This window comes from Mycobacterium sp. WMMD1722 (assembly GCF_049315205.1).
In the GTDB taxonomy this organism is placed as follows: domain Bacteria; phylum Actinomycetota; class Actinomycetes; order Mycobacteriales; family Mycobacteriaceae; genus Mycobacterium.
Genome location: NZ_CP186056.1, coordinates 4,941,579 through 4,963,246, shown reverse-complemented (window position 1 = coordinate 4,963,246; position 21,668 = coordinate 4,941,579). Strand labels below are relative to the sequence as shown.

The 21,668-nt window shown below is 69.4% G+C and carries 22 protein-coding genes and 1 pseudogene; 8 read left to right on the top strand and 15 right to left on the bottom strand.

What is annotated here, in order from left to right; genetic code table 11:
* The first annotated feature begins 118 nt into the window (after positions 1 to 118).
* Positions 119 to 877 carry an SDR family NAD(P)-dependent oxidoreductase gene (locus ACN27E_RS24025; RefSeq protein ID WP_422745323.1) on the top strand — a complete coding sequence of 253 codons (759 nt, stop codon included), beginning with the start codon at positions 119 to 121 and terminating at the stop codon, positions 875 to 877.
* A complete protein-coding gene (locus tag ACN27E_RS24020) occupies positions 874 to 1,731 on the top strand; it encodes an LLM class flavin-dependent oxidoreductase (protein ID WP_422745321.1) in 858 nt (285 codons plus the stop codon). The genes ACN27E_RS24025 and ACN27E_RS24020 overlap by 4 nt, the downstream gene beginning before the upstream one ends.
* Positions 1,732 to 1,773: 42 nt before the next feature.
* Here the strand turns inward: ACN27E_RS24020 and ACN27E_RS24015 are convergent, their stop codons facing one another.
* The 5 genes from ACN27E_RS24015 to ACN27E_RS23995 all read right to left on the bottom strand — a co-directional run bounded on the left by ACN27E_RS24015 (position 1,774) and on the right by ACN27E_RS23995 (position 8,034).
* The gene (locus ACN27E_RS24015) at positions 1,774 to 2,844 is read right to left on the bottom strand and encodes an NAD-dependent epimerase/dehydratase family protein (protein ID WP_422745319.1); all 1,071 of its coding nucleotides are present in this window, start codon (positions 2,842 to 2,844) and stop codon (positions 1,774 to 1,776) included.
* A gap of 45 nt (positions 2,845 to 2,889) precedes the next feature.
* Positions 2,890 to 4,203, bottom strand: coding sequence for a PhoH family protein (locus ACN27E_RS24010; RefSeq protein ID WP_422745317.1), 1,314 nt, complete (start codon positions 4,201 to 4,203; stop codon positions 2,890 to 2,892).
* A gap of 200 nt (positions 4,204 to 4,403) precedes the next feature.
* Positions 4,404 to 5,231 carry an acyl-ACP desaturase gene (locus ACN27E_RS24005; RefSeq protein WP_422745315.1) on the bottom strand — a complete coding sequence of 276 codons (828 nt, stop codon included), beginning with the start codon at positions 5,229 to 5,231 and terminating at the stop codon, positions 4,404 to 4,406.
* 55 nt (positions 5,232 to 5,286) lie between these two features.
* Complete coding sequence (locus ACN27E_RS24000) at positions 5,287 to 6,762, bottom strand: glycine hydroxymethyltransferase (RefSeq protein WP_422745314.1); 1,476 nt, start codon at positions 6,760 to 6,762, stop codon at positions 5,287 to 5,289.
* A gap of 60 nt (positions 6,763 to 6,822) precedes the next feature.
* On the bottom strand, positions 6,823 to 8,034 hold the full coding sequence (locus ACN27E_RS23995; protein ID WP_422745311.1) for a DUF885 domain-containing protein: 1,212 nt from the start codon (positions 8,032 to 8,034) through the stop codon (positions 6,823 to 6,825).
* A gap of 30 nt (positions 8,035 to 8,064) precedes the next feature.
* Here ACN27E_RS23995 and coaA point away from each other — a divergent pair, with 30 nt between their 5' ends.
* A complete protein-coding gene (coaA, locus tag ACN27E_RS23990) occupies positions 8,065 to 9,003 on the top strand; it encodes a type I pantothenate kinase (protein WP_422745310.1) in 939 nt (312 codons plus the stop codon).
* Here the strand turns inward: coaA and ACN27E_RS23985 are convergent.
* The 4 genes from ACN27E_RS23985 to ACN27E_RS23970 form a co-directional block, all read right to left on the bottom strand.
* Positions 9,000 to 9,398: a hypothetical protein gene (locus ACN27E_RS23985; protein ID WP_422745308.1), complete on the bottom strand. Its 399-nt coding sequence runs from the start codon at positions 9,396 to 9,398 to the stop codon at positions 9,000 to 9,002. The two genes, coaA and ACN27E_RS23985, sit on opposite strands and share 4 nt — an antisense overlap.
* 104 nt (positions 9,399 to 9,502) lie before the next feature.
* Positions 9,503 to 9,910, bottom strand: a complete 408-nt coding sequence (locus ACN27E_RS23980) for a hypothetical protein (protein WP_422745306.1) — start codon at positions 9,908 to 9,910, stop codon at positions 9,503 to 9,505.
* Between the two features lie 95 nt (positions 9,911 to 10,005).
* Entirely contained in the window at positions 10,006 to 11,373 is a 1,368-nt protein-coding gene (locus ACN27E_RS23975; RefSeq protein WP_422745305.1) for a hypothetical protein, read from the bottom strand.
* A gap of 32 nt (positions 11,374 to 11,405) precedes the next feature.
* Positions 11,406 to 12,203: a (2Z,6E)-farnesyl diphosphate synthase gene (locus ACN27E_RS23970; RefSeq protein ID WP_422745303.1), complete on the bottom strand. Its 798-nt coding sequence runs from the start codon at positions 12,201 to 12,203 to the stop codon at positions 11,406 to 11,408.
* Between the two features lie 54 nt (positions 12,204 to 12,257).
* Here ACN27E_RS23970 and trhA point away from each other — a divergent pair, with 54 nt between their 5' ends.
* Complete coding sequence (trhA, locus tag ACN27E_RS23965) at positions 12,258 to 13,004, top strand: PAQR family membrane homeostasis protein TrhA (RefSeq protein ID WP_422745301.1); 747 nt, start codon at positions 12,258 to 12,260, stop codon at positions 13,002 to 13,004.
* Positions 13,005 to 13,041: 37 nt separating this feature from the next.
* On the opposite strand, the gene ACN27E_RS23960 is transcribed toward trhA, so the two are convergent.
* The 4 genes and pseudogenes from ACN27E_RS23960 to mca form a co-directional block, all read right to left on the bottom strand.
* The gene (locus ACN27E_RS23960; protein ID WP_422745298.1) at positions 13,042 to 13,401 is read right to left on the bottom strand and encodes a nuclear transport factor 2 family protein; all 360 of its coding nucleotides are present in this window, start codon (positions 13,399 to 13,401) and stop codon (positions 13,042 to 13,044) included.
* Positions 13,398 to 15,383, bottom strand: a pseudogene (locus ACN27E_RS23955) (thioredoxin domain-containing protein); the annotation flags it as partial. The gene ACN27E_RS23960 and the pseudogene ACN27E_RS23955, both read right to left, overlap by 4 nt.
* A 4-nt stretch (positions 15,384 to 15,387) precedes the next feature.
* Positions 15,388 to 15,684 carry a hypothetical protein gene (locus ACN27E_RS23950; protein ID WP_422745297.1) on the bottom strand — a complete coding sequence of 99 codons (297 nt, stop codon included), beginning with the start codon at positions 15,682 to 15,684 and terminating at the stop codon, positions 15,388 to 15,390.
* Complete coding sequence (gene mca / locus ACN27E_RS23945) at positions 15,681 to 16,553, bottom strand: mycothiol conjugate amidase Mca (RefSeq protein ID WP_422745295.1); 873 nt, start codon at positions 16,551 to 16,553, stop codon at positions 15,681 to 15,683. The genes ACN27E_RS23950 and mca overlap by 4 nt, the downstream gene beginning before the upstream one ends.
* 153 nt (positions 16,554 to 16,706) lie before the next feature.
* Here mca and ACN27E_RS23940 point away from each other — a divergent pair, with 153 nt between their 5' ends.
* The 3 genes from ACN27E_RS23940 to ACN27E_RS23930 all read left to right on the top strand — a co-directional run bounded on the left by ACN27E_RS23940 (position 16,707) and on the right by ACN27E_RS23930 (position 18,538).
* Positions 16,707 to 17,129 (top strand): DUF4307 domain-containing protein, encoded by a 423-nt coding sequence (locus tag ACN27E_RS23940; protein ID WP_422745293.1) that lies wholly within the window; start codon positions 16,707 to 16,709, stop codon positions 17,127 to 17,129.
* Between the two features lie 232 nt (positions 17,130 to 17,361).
* The gene (gene greA / locus ACN27E_RS23935) at positions 17,362 to 17,856 is read left to right on the top strand and encodes a transcription elongation factor GreA (RefSeq protein WP_422745291.1); all 495 of its coding nucleotides are present in this window, start codon (positions 17,362 to 17,364) and stop codon (positions 17,854 to 17,856) included.
* 16 nt (positions 17,857 to 17,872) lie between these two features.
* Complete coding sequence (locus tag ACN27E_RS23930; protein ID WP_422745289.1) at positions 17,873 to 18,538, top strand: GOLPH3/VPS74 family protein; 666 nt, start codon at positions 17,873 to 17,875, stop codon at positions 18,536 to 18,538.
* On the opposite strand, the gene ACN27E_RS23925 is transcribed toward ACN27E_RS23930, so the two are convergent.
* Entirely contained in the window at positions 18,530 to 19,684 is a 1,155-nt protein-coding gene (locus tag ACN27E_RS23925) for a cystathionine gamma-synthase (protein ID WP_422745288.1), read from the bottom strand. The genes ACN27E_RS23930 and ACN27E_RS23925 overlap by 9 nt on opposite strands.
* A 42-nt stretch (positions 19,685 to 19,726) precedes the next feature.
* On the opposite strand from ACN27E_RS23925, the gene ACN27E_RS23920 reads away from it, so the two are divergent.
* Entirely contained in the window at positions 19,727 to 20,905 is a 1,179-nt protein-coding gene (locus ACN27E_RS23920) for an acyl-CoA dehydrogenase family protein (protein ID WP_422745286.1), read from the top strand.
* Positions 20,906 to 20,951: 46 nt separating this feature from the next.
* Here ACN27E_RS23920 and ACN27E_RS23915 read toward each other — a convergent pair whose 3' ends face one another.
* Positions 20,952 to 21,653 carry an RDD family protein gene (locus ACN27E_RS23915; protein WP_422745285.1) on the bottom strand — a complete coding sequence of 234 codons (702 nt, stop codon included), beginning with the start codon at positions 21,651 to 21,653 and terminating at the stop codon, positions 20,952 to 20,954.
* Positions 21,654 to 21,668 lie beyond the last annotated feature (15 nt).

Here is a 21,668-nt window from a genome sequence, read left to right as displayed (position 1 = left end):
GAACAATATACTCCTGCGCCGCATTGCCGAAGAAAACTGACGGAAATCGGGAGATTTCTTGGTGTAACGGCAGTCGACCAGCAGGCTTGAGCCACATCGGTTCGGCACAGGAGGCGAGATGAAACTGACCGGCAACACGGCATTGATCACCGGCGGCGGCACCGGCATCGGACGGGCCCTGGCTGTCGCCCTACACCGCAGCGGGAACCGGGTCGTGATCACCGGCCGGCGACCCGGCCCGCTACGCGCCGTCGCCGACGCCCACCCGGGCATCGAATGGCACCCGCTGGACGTCGCCGACCCGGAATCCATCCGCCGGCTGGCCCTGACCGTGCAGCGCCGCTGGCCGGACCTCGACGTGTTGATCAGCAACGCCGGCGTCATGACGCTCGACGGTGACGGCACGTCCGACCCGGCGCTGGCGGCCGCCGTCGTCGCGACCAATCTGGTGGGCCCGATCATGTTGACCTCAGCGCTGCTACCGATACTGCGCGACCACCCGGACTCGACCATCGTGAACATCACCTCGGCGCTGGCCTTCGTGCCGCTGGCGGCCGCCGCCGCGTACTGCGCCAGCAAGGCCGGTCTGCACTCCTACACCGAATCGCTGCGAATCATGCTGCAGCCGGATCGAATCCAGGTCATCGAGATCGCTCCACCGCGGGTGCGCACAGACATGGACGGTCCGGTCGGCGCGGATTCGATGACCGCCGACGACTTCGTCGCCGAAGTCCTCGAGGCACTGTCCGCGCAGCCGCAGACCGGCGAGGTGGTCGTCGACGCCGCGCGTGCGGTGCGGTTCGCCGAACGCGACGGCCGCTACGACCAGATGCTGACCGCCGTCAACACCCCCGCCAGAACAGAGGATGCGCAGTGAAATTCGGAATCGGCCTGCCGAACCACATCGCCGACGTCTCCGGCGCCGCCGTCGCCCGATGGGCACGCCGCGCCGAACAGCGCGGGTTCGAATCCGTCACCACGATCGATCGGCTCTTCTACCCCGGGGTCGACTCCCTCATCGCGCTGGCCGCCGCGGCCGGCGCCACCGACCGCGTGACATTGGTGACCAACGTTCTCCTCGCGCCGCTGTATCCCGTCATTCCGCTCGCCAAACAGGTCGGCAGCCTGACCCGGATCTGCGACGGACGACTGGTCGTCGGTCTGGGTGTGGGGAACCGGCGTGACGAGTACGCCGCCACCGGCGCCGAATTCGGAAGGCGCGGCAAGATTCTCGACGAACAGGTCGAGTACATGCGCCGGTTGTTCGCCGGGGAACCGGTCGCCGGTACCGACACGTTGTTCCCGGCGCCGGCGAATGTGCCGCTGCTCTTCGGTGGCCGGTCGGCGGCCACGGTGCGCCGGGTCGTCACCGCCGGTGACGGGTGGGCGGCCGGTGCCGTCCGCCACTATGCCGTGCAGGAGACGCTGGCCGAGCAGATCCGGACCGGATGGCGGGCCGCGGGACGGCCCGGCCGTCCCTATCTACAGGCGTCGGTCAACTTCACGCTGGGCTCGACCGAAACCGTGGCGGCGGGCCGGGACCATCTGGCGCGCTACTACGGATTCAACCCCGACTACGCGAAGGTCAACGTCGCCGACATGGTCAGTTCGGTCGACGATGTCCGCGCCACCGTCCGGCGGTATCAGACGATGGGCTTCGACCGGCTGCTGTTCCATCCGACCGGCGAGGCCGTCGAGCAACTCGACCGCCTGGCCGATGCGATTCTCTGAACGGCCCGCCGCCGACCGCGCTTTCACGCCGACACCAGCCAGTTACGGAACCCGGCGGTCGGTGATGGGGCCCGCGGTGAGGTCGCGCAGCATGCTGGTCAGCGGTCCACGATAGGACAGCACCGGGCTCTCGGTCTCGGCGCAGTGTTTGAAGCCCTGCCCCATATCGGCCAGCGCTTCGGCGGAACTGAACTGCGGCAACCAGTCGAGCACCGTGCGGGCCCGCGCAGTGTCCAGCAGCGGCACGCTGAACGCCATGTCGAGCCAGCCCTCGTCGATCGGCTGAAGCCGCGCCCGCCACGACAGCGCCACGGCCGGGCGCAGCAGCGCCGACGGTATGTGCACCGGAAGCGCACCGAGCTGGCCGGCCATGTCGTCGCGGCGCACCGGCGGTTCGTCCATCAGGTTGAACGGCCCGCCGGCGCGGCGCTCGATGGCGCGCGCGATCGCGTCGGCCACGTCATCGGCGTGGATGACCGGGACGATCAGGTCGCGGTCGAGCGGCAGTACCGGCAGGAACCGCAACCATCGGGGTTCGACGAACGCGGGCAGCGTGTAGCGCCGCAACCCACCCGCGGCGACGCGCTGCACGATGAACCCCGGCCGCATCCGCGTGACCGTCATGTCGTTGCCGCCGGCCTCGTAGGCGTCGAGCAGCGACTCGGCCGCCGCCTTGTGCCGGCTGTAGGGCGAGGTGTCGATGCCCGCGGTCGACCAGGATTCGTCGACGTACTGCCCGTAGCGGCCGGGCGCATACGTGCCGACCGACGACATGTGCACCAGCTGGCCGACTCCGGCGCTGTCGGCGGCCTGCAGCACCGCCCGGGTACCGCCCACCCCCACCGACTCCAGGTAGGCGATGTTGCGGGTCGGCTGGAACCCCCAGGCCAGGTGCACCACGGCGTCGGCATCCCGGAACACCAGCTCCAACTGCGCGGCGGCGTTCGGATCGGCGACGTCGAGCTGATGCCATCGCGCCGTTGAATAGACGCCACTCGACGGTGGCTGCCGGCGGGTGACGCCCGTGACGTCGTATCCGCCGGACTCGGCCAACCGTCGCAGCACCGCCGTGCCGACGTTCCCGCTTGCTCCGGTGATCACCACGCGTGTCATGAGCAAGCGGTACCCGTCTGCGCCCGCGCTAAGCCCGGGCGGGTGTCACGGCAGGGCGCCGGGGCTGATCTCCTCCAGCATCTCGGTGACCAGCGCGGCGATCGGCGAGCGTTCGCTGCGCTGAAGCGTGATGTGCGCGAACAGCGGATGACCCTTGAGTTTCTCGATGACCGCGGCGACGCCGTCGTGGCGACCGACGCGCAGATTGTCGCGCTGGGCGACGTCGTGGGTGAGCACCACCCGCGAGCCGGCGCCGAGCCGGGACAGCACCGTGAGCAGGACGTTGCGTTCCAGGGACTGTGCCTCGTCGACGATCACGAAGGAGTCGTGCAGCGAACGGCCGCGAATGTGGGTCAGCGGCAGCACCTCGAGCATGCCGCGGGAGAGCACCTCTTCCAGGACGGCCGGGCTGGCCAGCCCTTCGAGGGTGTCGAAGACCGCCTGGGCCCACGGGCCCATCTTCTCGCTCTCGCTGCCCGGCAGATAGCCGAGATCCTGTCCGCCGACCGCGTACAACGGCCGGAACACCACGACCTTGCGTTGGGTGCGCCGCTCGAGGACGGCTTCGAGCCCGGCGCACAACGCCAGGGCCGATTTCCCAGTGCCCGCTTTACCCCCGAGGGAGACGATGCCGACCGATTCGTCCTGCAGCAGGTCGAGGGCGACGCGCTGTTCGGCTGACCTTCCCCGGAGGCCGAACACTTCGCGATCACCCCGTACCAGCTGCACCCGCTTGGCGGCGTTGACCCGGCCGAGCGCGTGAGAGTTGCCGCCTAGGATACGAACTCCGGTGTGGCAGGGCAGATCTCGCGCCGCCTCCAGATCGATCTCGCCCTCGGCGAACAGCGCGTCCACCTCATCGGCGACCACGTCGATCTCGTCCATCCCGGTCCAGCCCGACACCACGACGTCCTGGGCGTGGTACTCGTCGGCGGACAACCCGACAGCGCCCGCCTTCACCCGCAGCGGGATGTCCTTGCTGACCAGGGTGACGAGTTTGCCCTCAGCCGCGAGATTGGCTGCGACGGTGAGGATGCGGGCGTCATTGCTGTCGTTGCGGAAGCCGGCGGGCAGCACCGAAGGATCACTGTGGTTCAGTTCCACATGCAGCGAACCACCCTGCGTCCCAACAGGAATGGGCTGATCCAGCCGGCCGTGCTCGAGTCTCATGTCGTCGAAGGAGCGCAGAGCCTGGCGGGCGAACCAGCCCAGCTCGTGATGGTGCCGTTTGGCCTCCAGCTCACTGATGACCACCAGCGGCACGACCACCTCGTGCTCGGCGAACCGCGTGCACGCCCAGGGATCTGACAGCAGCACGGACGTATCGAGAACGTAGGTCCGGATAGGAGAATCGGTCACGAAGCGCTCCTGAAATCCGCGGGTCCCCCGCGAACCTGTCGGCGGACACTGCGGCACCAGGGCCGGGGCCGGCCCTCTCGTGATCGAAACGATCGGGTACCGCCCGGACAGCAGAGCATGTCGCTAGCCATCGGAGCCGACGCTACTCCCGGAGCGTGTCAGCCGCTGGGCAGGCGCGCCGGAGTGTGGCGAGCAGCGCGTTACGCGTTGGTGAACTCCTGCAACACGGGCTCCTCCGACAGACCCCAGGCCGCGATCAGGTCGGTGACGACCGCGCGCAGCAGGGCCTGGTCGAAGATGCCGTGCTCGGCCATCGCCGCCACCTTGTCCCGGTAGGCGTCGATGTCGGACCCCACGACGCCGAGTTCACCGGCGCGGGCGGCGATCGCGGACACCGTCTCGTCGCGATGGGTCTTCAGACAGTGGGCGACCAGGTTGGCGAAGAATTCCTCGTGGCGTTCCTCGTCGGCGGCGATCCGGCCGACGAGCGACCGCAGGACCGGCTCGTCGATCTGCGCCTCGAGATTGCGGGTGAACACCGCATGCGACCGTTCGAAGAACGCCATGAACACCAGCGTCTCGATCTGGCTGAACCGATCGGCGCGGTAACCCTTCATCACATGCTCGACCCGGACGTCCTCGTTGGCCGCCGGGTCGACCTCGCGGGTGACCACGAGGTAGTTGCGCAGCGCGACGGCGTGCAGATGTTCTTCGGCGGTCCAGCGGCCGATGAACCGGCCCCACTTGTCCTCGAGGATGAAGTGCTCGACCAGCTCGCGGTGGTAGCCCGCGAGGTTGTCTTTGGTGATGAGCAGGATCTCCAGCGCGTCGGTGACATGCTTGGGCAGGGTGACGTCCGAGGGATCCCAGTCCCGGCCACCGAGGAACGCGAAGTTCTCCCCCTGATCGAACGGCACGTAGTCGTGCGCGTACCAGAGATCCTCGGCGTCGAGGTGGCGGCGCAGCTCAGCCTGCACGACCGGCTCCAGTTCGAGGGTCAAAGCATTAGGAACAGGTTTCTGTGCCATGCGGTAACACTAACCCAATTCTGTGGGAATCGTAAAATTCCTCGCGGCGCGTCGGCTACAGCGTCAACCCCGGATACAGCGGGTTGGCGTCGAGCATCTCGGCCGACGCGGCGTGGATCCGATCGGCGGTGCCGTCGGCGAGGGTGTACTTGGCTTTCGACGGGCCGTTCGAGGCCTGGGTGGGCGCGGTGTTGTTCAGCACGTCGACCACCAACTCGGCGACCCGGTCGAATTCCGCCGCACCGAAACCGCGGGTGGTCAGCGCCGGCGTACCGAAGCGGATCCCGCTGGTGTACCAGGCGCCGTTCGGGTCGTTCGGGATGGCATTGCGGTTGGTCACGACGCCCGCGTCGAGCAGCGCCGACTCGGCCTGCCGACCGGTCAGCCCGAACGAGGAGACGTCGAGCAGCACGATGTGGTTGTCGGTGCCGCCGGTCACCAGCCGGGCGCCGCGCTTGAGCAGACCGTCGGCGAGCGATTTAGCGTTGTCGGCGACCCGCTGCGCATACGCCTGGAACGAGGGCTGCCGCGCCTCGGCCAGCGCGACCGCCTTGGCGGCCATGACGTGTGACAGCGGCCCGCCCAGCACCATCGGGCACCCCTTGTCGACGGCGTCGGCGTATTCGGGCTGGGCCAGCACCAGGCCACCGCGCGGGCCGCGCAGCGACTTGTGCGTCGTCGTCGTCACCACGTGCGCATGCGGCACCGGATCCTCGTCCCCGGTGAAGACCTTGCCGGCGACCAGACCGGCGAAGTGCGCCATGTCGACCAGCAGGGTGGCGCCGACCTCGTCGGCGATCTCACGCATCTTGGCGAAGTTCACCCGCCGGGGGTATGCCGAGTAGCCGGCGACCAGGATCAGCGGTTTGAACTCGCGCGCCGCGGCGGCGACGGCGTCGTAGTCAATCAGGCCCGTTTGCGGGTCGGTGCCGTAGCTGCGCTGGTGGAACATCTTGCCGGAGATGTTGGGCCGGAAGCCGTGGGTCAGGTGACCGCCGGTGTCCAGCGACATGCCCAGCAACCGCTGATTCCCGAGCTTGTTGCGCAACGCTTCCCAGTCCTGCTCGGACAGATCGTTGACATGCTTGGCGCCGAGTTCGGCCAGGCCGGGCGCCTCGATGCGGGTGGCCAAAATCGCCCAGAAGGCGACCAGATTGGCGTCGATGCCCGAATGCGGCTGCGCGTAGGCGTACGGCGCGCCGAACAGTTCGCGGGCGTGCTCGGCGGCCAGCGCCTCGACGGTGTCGACGTTCTGGCAGGCGGCGTAGAACCGGTGCCCGATCGTTCCCTCGGCGTACTTGTCGGAGAACCAGGACCCCATGGTCAGCAGCACGGCCGGCGAGGCGTAATTCTCGCTGGCGATCAGTTTGAGCGAACTGCGCTGGTCGGCGAGCTCTTTACGGGTCGCGGCGGCGATGCGCGGTTCCACGGACTCGATGACCTGCAGAGCGGCCTGGTAGGCGGCGCTGGCGGTCTCGGCGTACTCGGCGCCCGGCGCAGCAGGGGAGGCGGTCACGGAGTCTGCAGTCATGCCGTTCAGGGTAGTCGCGGACTCGCCGGCTGCTGCATCACGGCTGCCTCCGCGCCGTTCTCAGGCCGCGCGCAGCGCCGACGGGATCAACGGCTCGTCGAGCAGCCGGCCGAACCGCTCGGTCAGTCCCACGCCGTCCGGGCGGTCGTCGAGCCAGCCGCGCAGCAGCCGGTAGCCCTCGACATAGGTACTGGTGTAGGCCCGCCACAGCGGCGAGGACAGGAACCGCATCATCTGCCGCGCGCGCTGCTCGTCGACCAGCAGCCAGCGCCGCAGGAACGCCACCACCTCGTCGACGTCACGGTGTTCGTCGTGCAGCATCAGCGCGGCGTCCTGACGCACGTCGGCCAGGGCGGCCGTCGCCGCGGACACCGCCTCGGCGCGCGGTCCGTCGAACCGCAGGCCCAGGTCGGCGTAGATCTCGGCGGCCCACTCCCCCCAGCCGGGTCCGACCACGGCATATAGCGCCAGATCGGCCAGCCCCTCGGCCATCAGGCACTGCGGGGTGTTGACCAGGAAGATCGTCTGTTCGGTCTGGCCTTTCGCCGCGACCAGTCCGGCCTCTTTGCGGCAGTGTTCGGTGTGGTGTCCGGGATAGGACTCGTGGGCGACCAGCCGCGGCAGATTGGCCATCTGTTGTTTGAGGTCGGCATTGACCGCGACCGTCGACCGGTAGTCCCCCAGGTAGTAGTTGAATCCCGACCACGGTTTGTCGGTGACCACCTCGTAGGTGATGGTCTCCACGTCGGGCAGCGGGTACGTCGCGCGGACGCGGTCGCGCAGGGCGCTGGAGAACGCGTGGATGCACTCCTCGAGGCGGGCCGGGGGGATCTCGTCGGCGGTGCGGTGCGCCTGGATCCGGTCGGCCAGCGGTCCGGTGCCGCCGAGCGCTTCGTCGAGCGCGACGTGCGCCTGCCGGTACTTCTCCGTATCCCCTTTGGTGATGCGGACGTCGAAGTACGCCTCGACCTCGTCGACGAATCCGACGTCCTGGCCGGCGAACTTACGTGCGGCCAGGGCCAGCGCCCGCAGGTGCGCGGCCACATAGTCGGCGCGCGCCGAGTCGAAGCCTCCGGTGCGCGGCGTATCGGGCACGGCGGCCAGCAGGCGCTCGGCCTGAGCGGCCAGATCGGCAGGGTCGGGTGCGGGCTCGTCGGCCACCGCCCGGCGCAGCGCCGGATCACCGGTGAAGGAATCGACGTAGCCCTCCTCCACCCGGTCGAAGCGCAGACCGAGCAGCAGGTACTCGCGGATGAGGGACTCGGGCTCCATGGCCACCAAGCTAACTGCAACACTGGTCACATGGCGCGGCTGAGCGAACCGAGCCCCTACGTCGAGTTCGATCGCACCCAGTGGCGTGCGCTTCGCATGTCGACGCCGCTCAAACTCACCGAGGAGGAGCTGGTCAAGCTCCGCGGCCTCGGCGAGAAGATCGACCTGCTCGAGGTCGAAGAGGTCTATCTGCCGCTGGCCCGGTTGATCCACCTGCAGGTCGCCGCCCGTCAGCGACTGTTCGCCGCGACAGCGGAGTTCCTCGGCGAACCGCAGCAGAACCCGGACCGACCGGTGCCGTTCATCATCGGCGTCGCCGGCAGCGTGGCGGTCGGCAAGTCCACCACCGCCCGCGTACTGCAGGCGCTGCTGGCCCGCTGGGGCAACCACGCCCGCGTCGACCTGGTCACCACCGACGGCTTCCTCTACCCCAACGCTGAACTCGCTCGGCGAAATCTGATGCATCGCAAAGGTTTTCCCGAGTCCTACGACCGCAGGGCGCTGATGCGGTTCGTCACCGCCGTGAAGTCCGGTGCCGGGCTGGCGTGCGCCCCGGTCTACTCGCACCTGCTCTACGACATCGTGCCCGGCGAGGAACAGGTGATCCGACATCCGGACATCCTGATCCTCGAGGGCCTCAACGTGTTGCAGACCGGGCCCGCGCTGATGGTCTCGGACCTGTTCGACTTCTCGGTCTACGTCGACGCCCGCCTCGAGGACATCGAAGGCTGGTACATCTCCCGGTTTCTCACGATGCGCTCGACGGCGTTCGCCGACCCGGCGTCGCACTTCCACCACTACGCCACGCTGACCGACGATCAGGCGGTGTTCGCGGCGCGCGACATCTGGCATTCGATCAACCGCCCCAACCTGATCGAGAACATCCTGCCGACCCGGCCGCGTGCGACGCTGGTGTTGCGCAAGGACGCCGACCACGCGATCAACCGGCTGCGGCTGCGCAAGCTCTAGGACGCCAGGCGACGCACCCCGCGGTACTGCACTGCGGCGAACGCCGCGGTGTAGACGCCGGTCGCCAGCGTCACGGCGACTCCGGCCGCGGTCATCGTCCACACGTCGGAGACCACCACCGCCACCGCGGCCAGCGAGTACAGAATGTTCGCGGCGATCACCGCGATCCCCGCTCGCCGCACCGACGGCAGCGCCGCGAGACCGAACACCACGAGGCCGTAGCCGATGAAGAACGCGGCCATCGAGTATTCGATCGCGAGCGAGGTGCCGCACAGGTCGGCGACCCACCCGGCGATCGGGAGGACGGCCAAGCCGGCCAGCCCGGTGAGGACGGCGTCGGCGCGCATCGCCAGCCGCATCAGCGAGTCGGTGCGGGTGGTGCTCAGTGTGGTCATCGATCTCTCCTTTGAGTGGGGAACTGCTCTCCGAACATCCGGGGGCCGGATGCGGGGCGACACGCCGAACCTCGAAGGCGGCGCCCCGCACCGGCGGCAGGGGGTCACGCCAGACGGCGCACCCCGAGGTACTGCAGCCACGCCAGCACGGCGGTGACGGCGGCGAACGCCAGCACCAATGCGGCACCGATGGGGGTCAACGGCAGCAGGCCCGCTGTCACCGCCGCCGTGGCACCCACGGCGAAGACGGTGTTCGCGGCCACGAGCGCGATGCCGATCCAGCGCAGCCCGTTCACCGCGGCCAGCACATACAGCAGCGCGCCGTAGCCGACGAGCGCGGCGCCGCCGAGCCATTCGGCGGTCGCCGACACACCGGTCAGCCGGGACAGCGGGTCGGCGGTCATCGCGGTCAGCAGGCCGGCTGCGGCGCACAGCGTGGCGTCGGCCCGCATCGCGAAACGCAGCAGCGAATCGGTCGAATCGGAGAAGGGGCGGGTGGCGATGGCGGTCATGCTCTGATGCTGCGCAGCAGCCACTGCCAGATCGACGCGCAACGCTGCCAAGGACTGCCAGGTGCAGGTCAGGCGGCGTCGTCAGTGCAGCGCGCTCACTGCATCGCGATGACGGGGTCACCTCGCAGATCGGCGGCGATGACCTTCGCCGCGGCGGTCTGCCAGTTGTGCAGGGAGCGCTGCGGCACCTCGGTGACCAACCACTGCCAGGCCCGCCGGGCCACCGGATCCAGTCCGGCGGGCGTGGCGTTCTGGGCGTAGGCCCGCACCCCGGCCACGTACGGGAAGTACAGCGAGTTGTAGTGCCGCCACTGTTCGGTGGTGCCGAAGTCGCCGCCGTCGCGGGGTTTGAGCGCCGCGATGCGGTCGGCCAGCAGTGCTCGCAGCTCGTTGGCGCGCTCCAGCGGCTGATCGGGCGCGCCGCGGGCGGCCAGTCGCTCGTCGATGACCGGCAGGGCGGTCAGCGGGCTGGCCACCAGCTTGGACAGGTCGCCGTAGTGGCCGAGCGCCCGGCGCGTGAGACGGGCGAACGCCTCGTCGTCCACCTCGTCGAGGGAGTTGGCCGCGCGCAGCGGTAGCGCGGTCTGCGTTGTGCGCAGCGCGGCCCGGTCGGCGCGCAGGTCGGGTGAGCGTGCGAACGCCAGCCGGTCGAGCAGGCCGGCCAGCGGATCGGCCAGCACGTTGATGGCGATCGCCAGGGCCAGGCTGGTGAACAGCAGCACGTCCAACGCCGTGTGCGGTTCCGCTGTCGTCGATCCGGCGAAGGCCATCCCGATCAGCACCTGCCCGCCGAAGAGCACCGCCACCGCCGACGTCGCGACGAACGACCGGCGCATATGCGCGCGCAGCGCCTGGCCTTCGTCGAATGCATCCCAGATCGCCACCGCCACACCCAGCATCGCGACGTCGAAACCCGTCGACGCCAGTGCCAGCCAGCTCGGCACCAGCCCCAGCGGAATCACCAGAATGGCGTTACCGAGGGCGAAGAACAGCGTCGCGATGACGACGAACCCGACCACCGGAATCGGCCGCACCCCGCGGCGCACCGCCCGCACCATCGCCGCCAGTGACGACACCGAGACGACGGTGAACATCACCCAGTGCCCCGGTCGCAACGGACCCTCGACGCTGCCTGCCAGCGCCGCACCGCCGAGCGCCCCGGCGGCCACCACCGCAATGGCGGCGGCCTCGCCGGCGCGGCTGCGCCAGGTGTCGCCCGCACGCGAGAGCTCCAGCAGGACGGCGAACCAGGCGATGCCGGGCAGGGCCACCAGATAGATCTCGACCCGGCCCAGCGCGTCGGCACCGCTGGTCAGCCGCACCGCATCCAGCGCGACCACGGCCGCGAAACTGCACAGCCCGGCCGCGGCCAGGACCAGCACCGGCTTGCGCGGATCACGGGCGAGCAGATAGAGGCCGAGCCACCAGCTCAGCGCGAACACCACGGCCGACAGCGCCGTCATGGCTCAAGTGTGGCATGTGCCACGCCCGCGGCTCACATCCCGAAGCGACGGTGGCGTGCGGTGTAGTCGCGCAGCGCACGCAGGAAGTCCACCCGGCGGAATGCCGGCCAGTAGGCGTCGGTGAACCACATCTCCGAATAGGCGCTCTGCCACAGCAGGAAACCGGACAGCCGCTGCTCCCCCGAGGTTCGGATGACCAGATCGGGGTCGGGTTGCCCGGAGGTGTACAGGTTCTCCGAGATCGCCTCGGCGGTGACGGCCTCGATCAGTTTCTCCCCCGATGCCCCGTCGGCGAGGGCCTTGCCGAGCAACGCCCGCACGGCGTCCACGATCTCCTGCCGGCCGCCGTAGGCGACGGCGACGTTGACGTGGAACGGATGGGCGGTCGTTGCGGTCTGCGTCGATTCGGTGGCGTCGCGCAGCCGCCGCGCCGGCTGCTCACCCAGCAGTTCCAGATCGCCAACGGTGCGCACGCTCCAGTGGTTGTCCGGCGCGCAGATCTGCTCGACGACCTCGGTGATGATCTCGATCAACTCGGTGAGCTCGGCGGCATCGCGACGCAGGTTCTCCGTCGACAGCAGGTACACCGTGGCCATCTCGATGCCGGCGGCCTGGCACCAGCGCAGCATCTCGGCGATCTTCGCGGCGCCGGCCCGGTAGCCGTAGGTGACGTCGTCGTGTCCCTCGTCACGGGCCCAGCGGCGGTTACCGTCGCACAGAACGGCAATATGCCGTGGCAGTTGCGATTTGGACCGCGCCAACTCCTGGCGCAGCCGCATCTCGTAGAGCCGGTACGCGGGCTCCTTGAGACGTGGCGGAATGATGTCCATCGCCGTTCAGACTACTGTGGCGCTCGAGTGCCCCCGACGAGTTCGTGAGGTGAGATGACGACCCCGTCCGCTCCGATTGACGCCGATGATGCGCGCTCGGCGAGTAGCCGGCCGGAGGACTTCCCCGAGGCCGTCGCCGAGGGCGTCGCCCACTTCCTCGGCAAGCCGCGCGCCCGCGGCTGGATCCACGTCTACTCAGCGGTCGTCGCGGTCATCTGCGGGGCGACGCTGGTGTCGGTGTCGTGGTCGGTGCAGTCGACCCGCGCCGGTATCGCGACGCTGATCTACACCCTGACGATCGTCGCGATGTTCTCCGTCAGCGCCACCTACCACCGGGTGAACTGGCAGTCGGGCACCGCGCGCAAGTGGATGAAGCGCGCCGACCACTCGATGATCTTCCTGTTCATCGCCGGCAGCTACACCCCGTTCGCCGCGCTGGCGCTGCCCTCGGATCAGGGTCTGGTGTTGCTGTGGATCGTGTGGTCCGGGGCTGTCGCCGGTGTGCTGCTCAAGATGTTCTGGCCGTCGGCGCCCGCCTGGGTCGGGGTTCCGCTCTACCTGCTGCTGGGTTGGGTCGCGGCCTGGTTCATCGGGCCGATCATGCAGGGCGCCGGGGTGGCGGCGGTGGTGCTGCTGATCGTCGGCGGCGCGCTGTACAGCATCGGCGGTGTGCTCTACGGGTTGAAGTGGCCGAATCCGTGGCCCACCACGTTCGGTCACCACGAGTTCTTCCACGCCTGCACGGCCGTCGCGGCGATCTGCCACTACATCGCGATGTGGTTCGCCGTCTTCTCCGGCTAGCGATTTCGGCGTGAAACGGCGCGCTGGGCGCGCGTTTTCACACCGAAGTCACGTTCTCGGGGCCCCAGTAGGCCTTCATCGACGCGATCTGACCGTCGCCGGTGAACGTCATGACCTCGATCGGCTCGATGCGCATACTGCCGCCGACGGTGATCGCGAAGACGAACGCGGCCTCGTTCCCGCCGGCGCGGAAGCTCAGCAGCTCGGTCTCGATGTCCACACCCTCGGTGTTCTTGTAGAACCCGGCGATGGCTTGCCGGCCAATGTGCACCTCGCCCCCACCGACCGGATCCTCGACCGTCGCGTCCTCGGCGTAGAGGGCGGCGACGTCCTCGGCAGTCCCGGTGGCGACGGTGTCCAGATAACGCTTGACGATGGCCTGTGCGTCGACGGTCATGGACCGGACGCTACACGGCCCGGGTTCAGCGCTGCGGCCAGTTCCCGCGCCGTGGTCACCGGCAGATCGCACACCCGCCCGCGGCATACGTACGCGGCATCGGCACCACCCACCCGGTCGCGGCCCAGCAGGAGATCCGAGGAGTCGACGGCCCCTCCGACGACCATCGCACCGCCCGGGGCCAACACCCGCGCGGCGCGCAACAGCTCCGAATCGGACGGCTCGCAGGCGACCGCGATCTGGATGGGTCCGCGTACCGCCGCCTCGGCGACGGACAGCCAGTGACCGCCCGATCGCGGGGCCCTGGCCAGGATCGGGGTCGCGCTCGCCAGCGTCGCCTCGGCCGCCTCGGCGTAGCGCCCGGCCGGCGCGAGGTGGGCGGCCAGCTGGAGGGCTTCGGCCATCAGGGACGCCCCCGACGGGGTGGCGCCGTCGAACGGGTCGGCCGGGCGGACCATCAGCGCCTCGGCGTCGTCGGCGGTGTCGAACCAGCGGCCCAGGCGCTGCGGGTCGGCGAAGTGGTCGAGGGCGGTGTCGACGAGGCCGAGGCCGGCCGTCAACCAGGCCCGCTCACCCGTCGCCTGGAACAGCGTCAGCAGCGCGGTGGCCAGCGCGGCGTGGTCCTCGAGGATCGCCGCGCTCTGCCCCACCCGACCGCCCAGGCTGGCGCGGCGCAACCGGCCGTCGACGATGTGCAGACCGAGCAGGGTGCCGGCGCAGCGCACCGCCGCGTCGAGCAGATCTGACCGGTCCAGGGCCACCGCGGCCTCGGCGAGGGCGGTGACCGCCAACCCGTTCCACGCGGTGACGACCTTGTCGTCGCGGCCGGGCTGCGGACGCGATGCGCGGGCGGCGCGCAGTGCGGCGCGCACCCGCTGGAAGCGGGCCGGGTCAGCGGGGTCGCGGGGCAGCTGCAGCACCGAGGCGCCCTGTTCGAACGTCCCGGTCTCGGTCAACGCGAAGACGCCGGCCGCCCAGCGTCCGTCGTCCTCGCCGAGGACCTCCCGCAACTGGGTGGGCGTCCAGACGTAGGTGAGCCCTTCGACGCCCGCGGCGTCCGCGTCGAGCGAGGACGTGAACACCCCGTCGGCGCCGAGGTCACCGATCAGGAAGTCGGCGGTCTCGGCGGTGACGCGCCGCGCCAGCGGGTAACCGGTGCGGCGCGCCCAGTGGGCGTAACACCGCAACAGCAGCGCGTTGTCGTAGAGCATCTTCTCGAAATGCGGCACCACCCATGCGGCGTCGACGCTGTAGCGGGCGAAACCGCCGGCCAGCTGGTCGTAGATCCCGCCGCGGGCCATCGCCTCGGCGGTGCGTTCGACGGTGGCCAGCGAATCCGGCGAACCGGTGCGCTCGTGGTGGCGCAGCAACGCCTCCAGCAATGCCGACGGCGGGAACTTCGGCGCGGCCCCGAAGCCACCGCGGGCGACATCCTCGTCGGCGAGCACCGCGGCCACCGCCTCGTCGCACAGCTCGGCCTGCACCGCGGGTCCACCGCCGGGCAGCCCGGCCGCCATGGCCGTCAGTTCTCCGGTGATGCGGTCGGAGGCCTCTTCCACCTCGGGACGCCGGTGCCGCCAGGTCTCGGTGACGGCCGCCAGCAGCTCCAGGAAGGTGGGTTTCGGATAGTAGGTACCACAGAAGAACGGGCGCCCGTCGGGAGTGAGGAAGCAGGTCATCGGCCAGCCACCCTGTCCGGTCAGGGCGACGGTGGCGTTCATGTAGACCGCGTCGAGGTCCGGGCGTTCCTCGCGGTCGACCTTGATGCAGACGAAGTTCTCGTTCGCCGCCGCGGCCACCTCGGGGTCCTCGAACGACTCGTGGGCCATCACGTGACACCAGTGGCATGCTGCGTAGCCGATCGACAGCAGGATCGGTACGTCCCGTTCGGCGGCCTCGGTGAGCGCGTCCGGGGTCCACTCGCGCCAGTGCACGGGGTTGTCCGCGTGCTGGCGCAGATACGGGCTGGTCGCGTCGACGAGGCGGTTAACCGGGAGGCTCCTGCTTCTTGACGTCGGTGTCCGACTCGACGGTCCCGCTCTCGACCGTGCCGAGTGCGACCGTGCCGTCGTCGACGGCCTGATCCGGCTCGGGGTGTTCGGGGTCGAAGGACTCCGGCAGCCGCTTGAGGTGGCGGTTCATCGAGAAGACCAGGAGGAACACCGCGACCAGCAGGACCGCGACGATCAGCAGCCCGAACGGGCTGGCCTTACCGAAGTCCGGGCCGGTGTCCCGCGGTTGCTGAGCCAGCAGATCGGTTGCCAGCAGCAGGGCGTCGGTCATCCGTCGACCTCGATACCGGCGAACAGATCGTCCTCCGGCAGGCTGACCGGCACGCGGGACCGGGCCAGTTCGTACTCCTCGGTCGGCCACAGCTGCTGCTGCCACTCCATCGGGGTGGCGAAGAAGAAGCTGTTCGGGTCGATCTGGGTGGCGTGGGCGCGCAGGGCGTCGTCACGCTGGGGGAAGTACTTCGCGCACTCCACCCGGGTGGTCACCCGCTTGGCGTACACGTCGAGTTCCGGATCCCACTTGTCCAACCACTTCTCGAACGGGCCGACCCGTCCACGCTTGGCGAACTCGTCCTGCAGCAGTTGCATACGTTCGCGCAGGAAGCCGTGGGTGTAATACAGCTTGGAGACGTTCCACGGCGGGCCGGCGTCCGGGAACATCCGGTAGTCGCCGGCCGCCTCGTACGCGGCGAGCGACACCTGATGGCACCGGATGTGGTCGGGGTGCGGATAGCCGCCGGTCTCGTCGTACGTCGTCATGACGTGGGGCTTGAACTCGCGGATCACCTTGACCAGGGCCTCGGTCGGCTCCTCCAGCGGCACCAGCGCGAAGCAGCCCTCCGGCAGCGGCGGCAGCGGGTCACCCTCGGGAAGCCCGGAGTCGACGAACCCCAGCCAGTGGTGCTCGACGCCGAGGATCTCCGCGGCCCGGGCCATCTCGTCGCGCCGGATCTCGGCCATCCGGCCGTGCACCTCGGGAATGTCCATCGCCGGGTTGAGGATGTCGCCGCGTTCACCGCCGGTCAGCGTCACCACCATCACGCGCGCACCCTGATCGGCGTAACGGGCCGTCGTCGCGGCGCCCTTGCTGGACTCGTCGTCAGGGTGCGCATGCACCGCCATCAACCGCAGTTCGTTCATCTCATTCCATCCAACTCGTACGCCACCGGGGATATGCCCCGGGGTGGTCCGCGTCTGGCCTCGTCGTCGAGGTCGCAACCGGCCAGGCCGGTACTTCGTTCTATAGTTCCAGTTCCTCTCGCACTCCCCGACCGACGGGCTCCCAAAACCCTCATGATCGAACGTCCAGCCGCCCGCTACGGCCGCCAGCGGATGTCGCGCCGCGCCCGGCGGCTACTGCTGGCCGGCCTGGCGACGCTGGTCGTGGTGGCGGGGGTGGTGATCGCGGTCGTGGCCGCCCAACGGCTCGGAGCCCAGGAGGTCAAGGGCGAACTCGGCGCCTACCGGCTGATCGACGATCAGACCGTCGAGGTGACGGTGAGTGTGACGCGCGAGGATCCTTCGCGTCCGGTGGTGTGCATCGTGCGGGCCCGCTCGCTCGACGGCAGCGAGACCGGCCGACGGGAGGTCCTGGTGCCGTCGTCCGAGCAGGCCACGGTGCAGGTGACGACGATCGTCAAGTCCAGCCGGCCGCCGGTGATCGGTGACGTCTACGGATGCGGGACCGACGTGCCCGCGTACCTGGTGGCCCCGTAGAACAGCGGGCCGGGCCCGCGGGCAACAAACGCCGAACGGCGAAAACCTGAATTTCCGACGGCGTCCCGGTGGTACGATCGATCGGTACACGGTTCCGGCTGGGGCCGTGTATTGCTGCATTTGCGCACGTCTGCGCGCTGACGACGCGGCGATACACCCGACCAGCCCCCGGCCCGGCCCCCACACGCAAAGACTTCGTGCGCGAGAACACGACGACAGGAGCGCAAAGGATATGACCGACACCCAGGTCACCTGGCTGACCCAAGAGTCCTACGACCGGCTGAAGGCGGAGCTGGACCAGTTGATCGCCAACCGGCCCGTCATCGCCGCCGAGATCAACGACCGCCGCGAAGAGGGCGATCTGCGCGAGAACGGCGGCTATCACGCCGCCCGCGAGCAGCAGGGGCAGGAAGAGGCCAGAATTCGCCAGCTGCAGGAATTGCTGAACAACGCCAAGGTCGGCGAAGCCCCCAAGCAGTCGGGTATCGCACTGCCCGGTTCGGTGGTCAAGGTGTACTACGACGGCGACGAGTCCGACACCGAGACGTTCCTCATCGGCACCCGTGAGCAGGCCGTCAACGACGGCAAGCTCGAGGTCTACTCGCCGAATTCGCCGCTCGGCGGCGCCCTCATCGACGCCAAGGTGGGCGAGACCCGCACCTACACCGTGCCCAGCGGCAGCACCGTCAAGGTCACGCTGGTCAGCGCGGAGCCCTACCACTCCTAGGCGGTTCCCGACGTCGATGGCGCAGATCGCCGAAGACCTGCTCCTGCTGCTGCTCGACAACGCCTCCGGACGCGCCGGACTCGACCGGCCGCGCCGCGCCCGCGTGCTGTCGGCGGCCGTCCTGCTCGACCTCGCTCACGCCTGCCGGATCCGGCCCGCCGTCGACGGGGATCCGGTGCCGGCCGGGCGGTTGGTGGCGCTGACCATGCAGGGTTCGTCCGACCCCGTCACCGCGCCGGCGTTGCACCTGCTGCAGCGGCGACCACTGTCGCCCCGCGCCGCGGTGGGCCGGCTGCGCCGCCACACCGAGGATTCGGTGCTCGGCCACCTCGAGCGCACCGGTCAGATCGGGCGGTCCGGTCCGCCGGGAACCCGGACACCGGCGTGGCCGCTGATCAACCGGGATCGGGCCGCCGACGCCCGGAGCCGGCTGCTCGCCGCACTCTTCGATCGCCGGCCGCCCGACCCACCGACGGCCGCGATCATCGCGCTGCTGCACACTGCCGACGGGTTGGGCGCCCTGCTGAGCCTCAATGACCGCGGCTGGCGGTGGGTGCACGGCCGCGCCGGCGAGATCGCGCTGGGCAGCTGGGTCGACGAATCCCCGGCGAGCCCGGCACAGATGACCGCGCGGATCAACCTCGCGATCACCGCGTCGGCGCTGCGGCCGGCGTTACGTTAGGGCCTGTTCGACGTCGGCCAGCAGATCGGCGGCATCCTCGATGCCGACCGACAGCCGCACCAGGTCGTCGGGCACCTCCAACTGCGAACCCGCCGTCGACGCGTGGGTCATCGCGCCGGGATGTTCGATCAGCGATTCCACGCCGCCGAGGGACTCGGCGAGGATGAATATCTCTGTGCGCGAACAGAAGTCGCGCGCGGCCTGGGCGCCGCCCGCCATCCGCACCGACACCATGCCGCCGAAACCGCTCATCTGGCGCGCTGCCACCTCGTGTCCGGGATGGCCCGGCAGTCCCGGATACAGCACGGCGGACACCGCGGGGTGGCCGGCCAGGAACTCGGCGATCCGTGCCGCGTTCTCGCTGTGCCGCTGCATCCGCAGCACCAGCGTCTTGAGCCCGCGCAGCGTGAGGTAGGCGTCGAAAGGGCTTGGCACGCCGCCGGATCCGTTCTGCAGGAAGGCGAAAGCGGCGTCGAGTTCCTCGTCATCGGTCAGCAGCGCACCCCCGACCACGTCGGAGTGGCCGCCGATGTACTTGGTGGTCGAGTGCAGCACGATGTCGGCGCCCAGGGTCAGCGGCTGCTGCAGGGCGGGCGAGGCAAAGGTGTTGTCCACCAACACCTTCACCTTGGGTTCGGCGGCGATCTCGGCGATCGCGGCGATATCGGCGATCGACAGCAGCGGATTGGTCGGCGTCTCGACCCAGATCATCCGGGTGGCCGGCGTGATCGCAGCCCGCACCGCATCCAGATCCGACAGCGCGACCGCGGTGTGGCTGACGCCCCAGTGCGTGAACACCTTGTCGATCAGCCGGAACGTACCGCCGTACGCGTCGTCCGGGATCACCAGATGATCACCCGGGCGCAGCACGGCGCGCAGTGCGCAGTCCGTGGCGGCCATACCGGAGGAGAAGGCACGCCCATGGTTCGCCCCCTCGACGGCGGCCAGCGCATCTTCGAGCGAGGTGCGCGTCGGGTTGCCGGTGCGGGCGTACTCGTAGCCGCCGCGCAGCCCGCCCACCCCGTCCTGGGCGAAGGTCGAGCTGGCGTAGATCGGGGTGTTGACGGCCCCGGTCGCCGGGTCGGGGGCGTAGCCGGCATGGATCGCTGTGGTGGCCAGCCCGTGGCCGGTGCGCTGTTGGCTCATAACACCGTCGAGCCTAGCGAAGCCGGGTGTAGACATGGATCCATGACCAGAACCGCGACCAGGCGTATCGACGACCTGCTGGACACCGACACCATGCTGGCGCCCGAAGACCGCGAGCTGCGCGAGACCGTACGCCGCTTCGGCGAGCAGCGGCTGCGGCCGCACGTGGCCGAGTGGTTCGAAGCCGGACAGGTGCCGGTGCGCGAACTGGCCACCGAATTCGGCAAGCTGGGCCTGCTCGGGATGCATCTGGAGGGATACGGCTGCGGCGGGTCCTCGGCGACGTCCTACGGGCTCGTCTGCCAGGAGCTCGAAGCGGTCGACAGCGGGCTGCGCAGCATGGTTTCGGTGCAGGGTTCACTGGCCATGTTCGCGATCCACCATCACGGCAGCGAGGAGCAGCGCAAGCAGTGGCTCCCCGCGATGGCCACCGGTGATGTCATCGGCTGCTTCGGGCTCACCGAACCGGACTTCGGCTCCAACCCGGCCGGTATGCGCACCACCGCCCGCCGCGACGGCTCCGACTGGATCCTCAACGGTGCCAAGATGTGGATCACCAACGGCTCGGTGGCCGACGTGGCCGTGGTGTGGGCGCGGGCCGAGGAGGGCATCCTCGGCTTCGTCGTCCCCGCCGAGACCGAGGGGTTCACCGGCCGGGAGATGAAGCACAAGCTGTCGCTGCGGGCGTCGAACACCTCGGAGTTGGTGCTCGAGGACGTCCGGCTGCCCGCCGAAGCGCAGCTCCCGCAGGCGCGCGGCCTGTCCGGTCCGCTGGCCTGCCTGTCGGAGGCCCGCTTCGGAATCGTGTTCGGCAGCGTCGGAGCCGCCCGGGACTGTCTGGAGTCGACCATCGACTACGTCGGCAGCCGCGAGGTGTTCGACAAGCCGCTCGCCGCCTATCAGCTCACCCAGGCCAAACTCGCCGATATGGCCGTCGAACTGGGCAAAGCGCAGCTGCTGGCGCTGCACCTGGGCCGGCTCAAGGACGACGGCCACATCCGCCCCGATCAGGTCAGCTTCGGCAAGCTCAACAATGTGCGCGAGGCGCTGAAGATCGCCCGTCAGTGCCGAACCCTGCTGGGCGCCAACGGCATCACCCTCGAGTATCCGGTGCTGCGGCACGCGAACAACCTCGAGTCGGTGCTGACCTACGAGGGCACCTCGGAGGTGCACCAGATGGTGATCGGGGAGGCGCTGACCGGCGTCAGCGCCTTCCGGTGAGGGGTCCCCTCCGTCGGTCCCCTTGTCGCCGGGTGACCCGCGCCGGCTAGGAGTAGGGCTTCGGCGGCTGCGCGGGCACGTACGGTGAGTCGATCGGCACGCAGACGGTGTTCATGATCTTGTCGGCAAGCGTCTGACGCTTGGCGTCCCACAACGGGAACAGATAGCCGATGTAGCAGATCACCTGGTCGACGAAGTGGGCGATCTGCCGCACCACCGACAGGCCGAAACCGATGGGCAGCCAGCTCTTCTCGCTGAGCACCTGGAACTTCATCACGGACTTTCCGATGCTCTGTCCGGTCCGGCCCTGCCGGTAACCCTGGTTCCACAGCCAGAAGGCCACCGACGCCAGCCATGTCAGGGTGACCACCAGGACGCCGAACCCGGAGAATGAACTGGAGCAGGAACCGCCGATGCCGGTCTCGCTGTCGACGCAGACCGAGTCACCGGTGCCGATGGCGACGCCGTAGCCGATCCCCATCAGCACGAAGGGGATGGCGGCGTCGACGATCGCCGCGAGCACGCGGGTGAACCACGACGTGTAGGCGTCCTGCGGCAGCGCCTGTACCGGCGGCGGATATCCGGGATGACCGCCGGGGTGCGGTGTGCCACCGGGATATCCGCCCTGCGGATACTGCTGCTGCGGCGGTGGCGGATAGCCACCGGGAGGCGGCGGCGGATAACCGCCCTGGGCGTATCCGCCCTGAGGAGGCGGCTGATAACTACCGGGCTGCGGCTGATCGGTCATCGCGGGCTCCTCGTC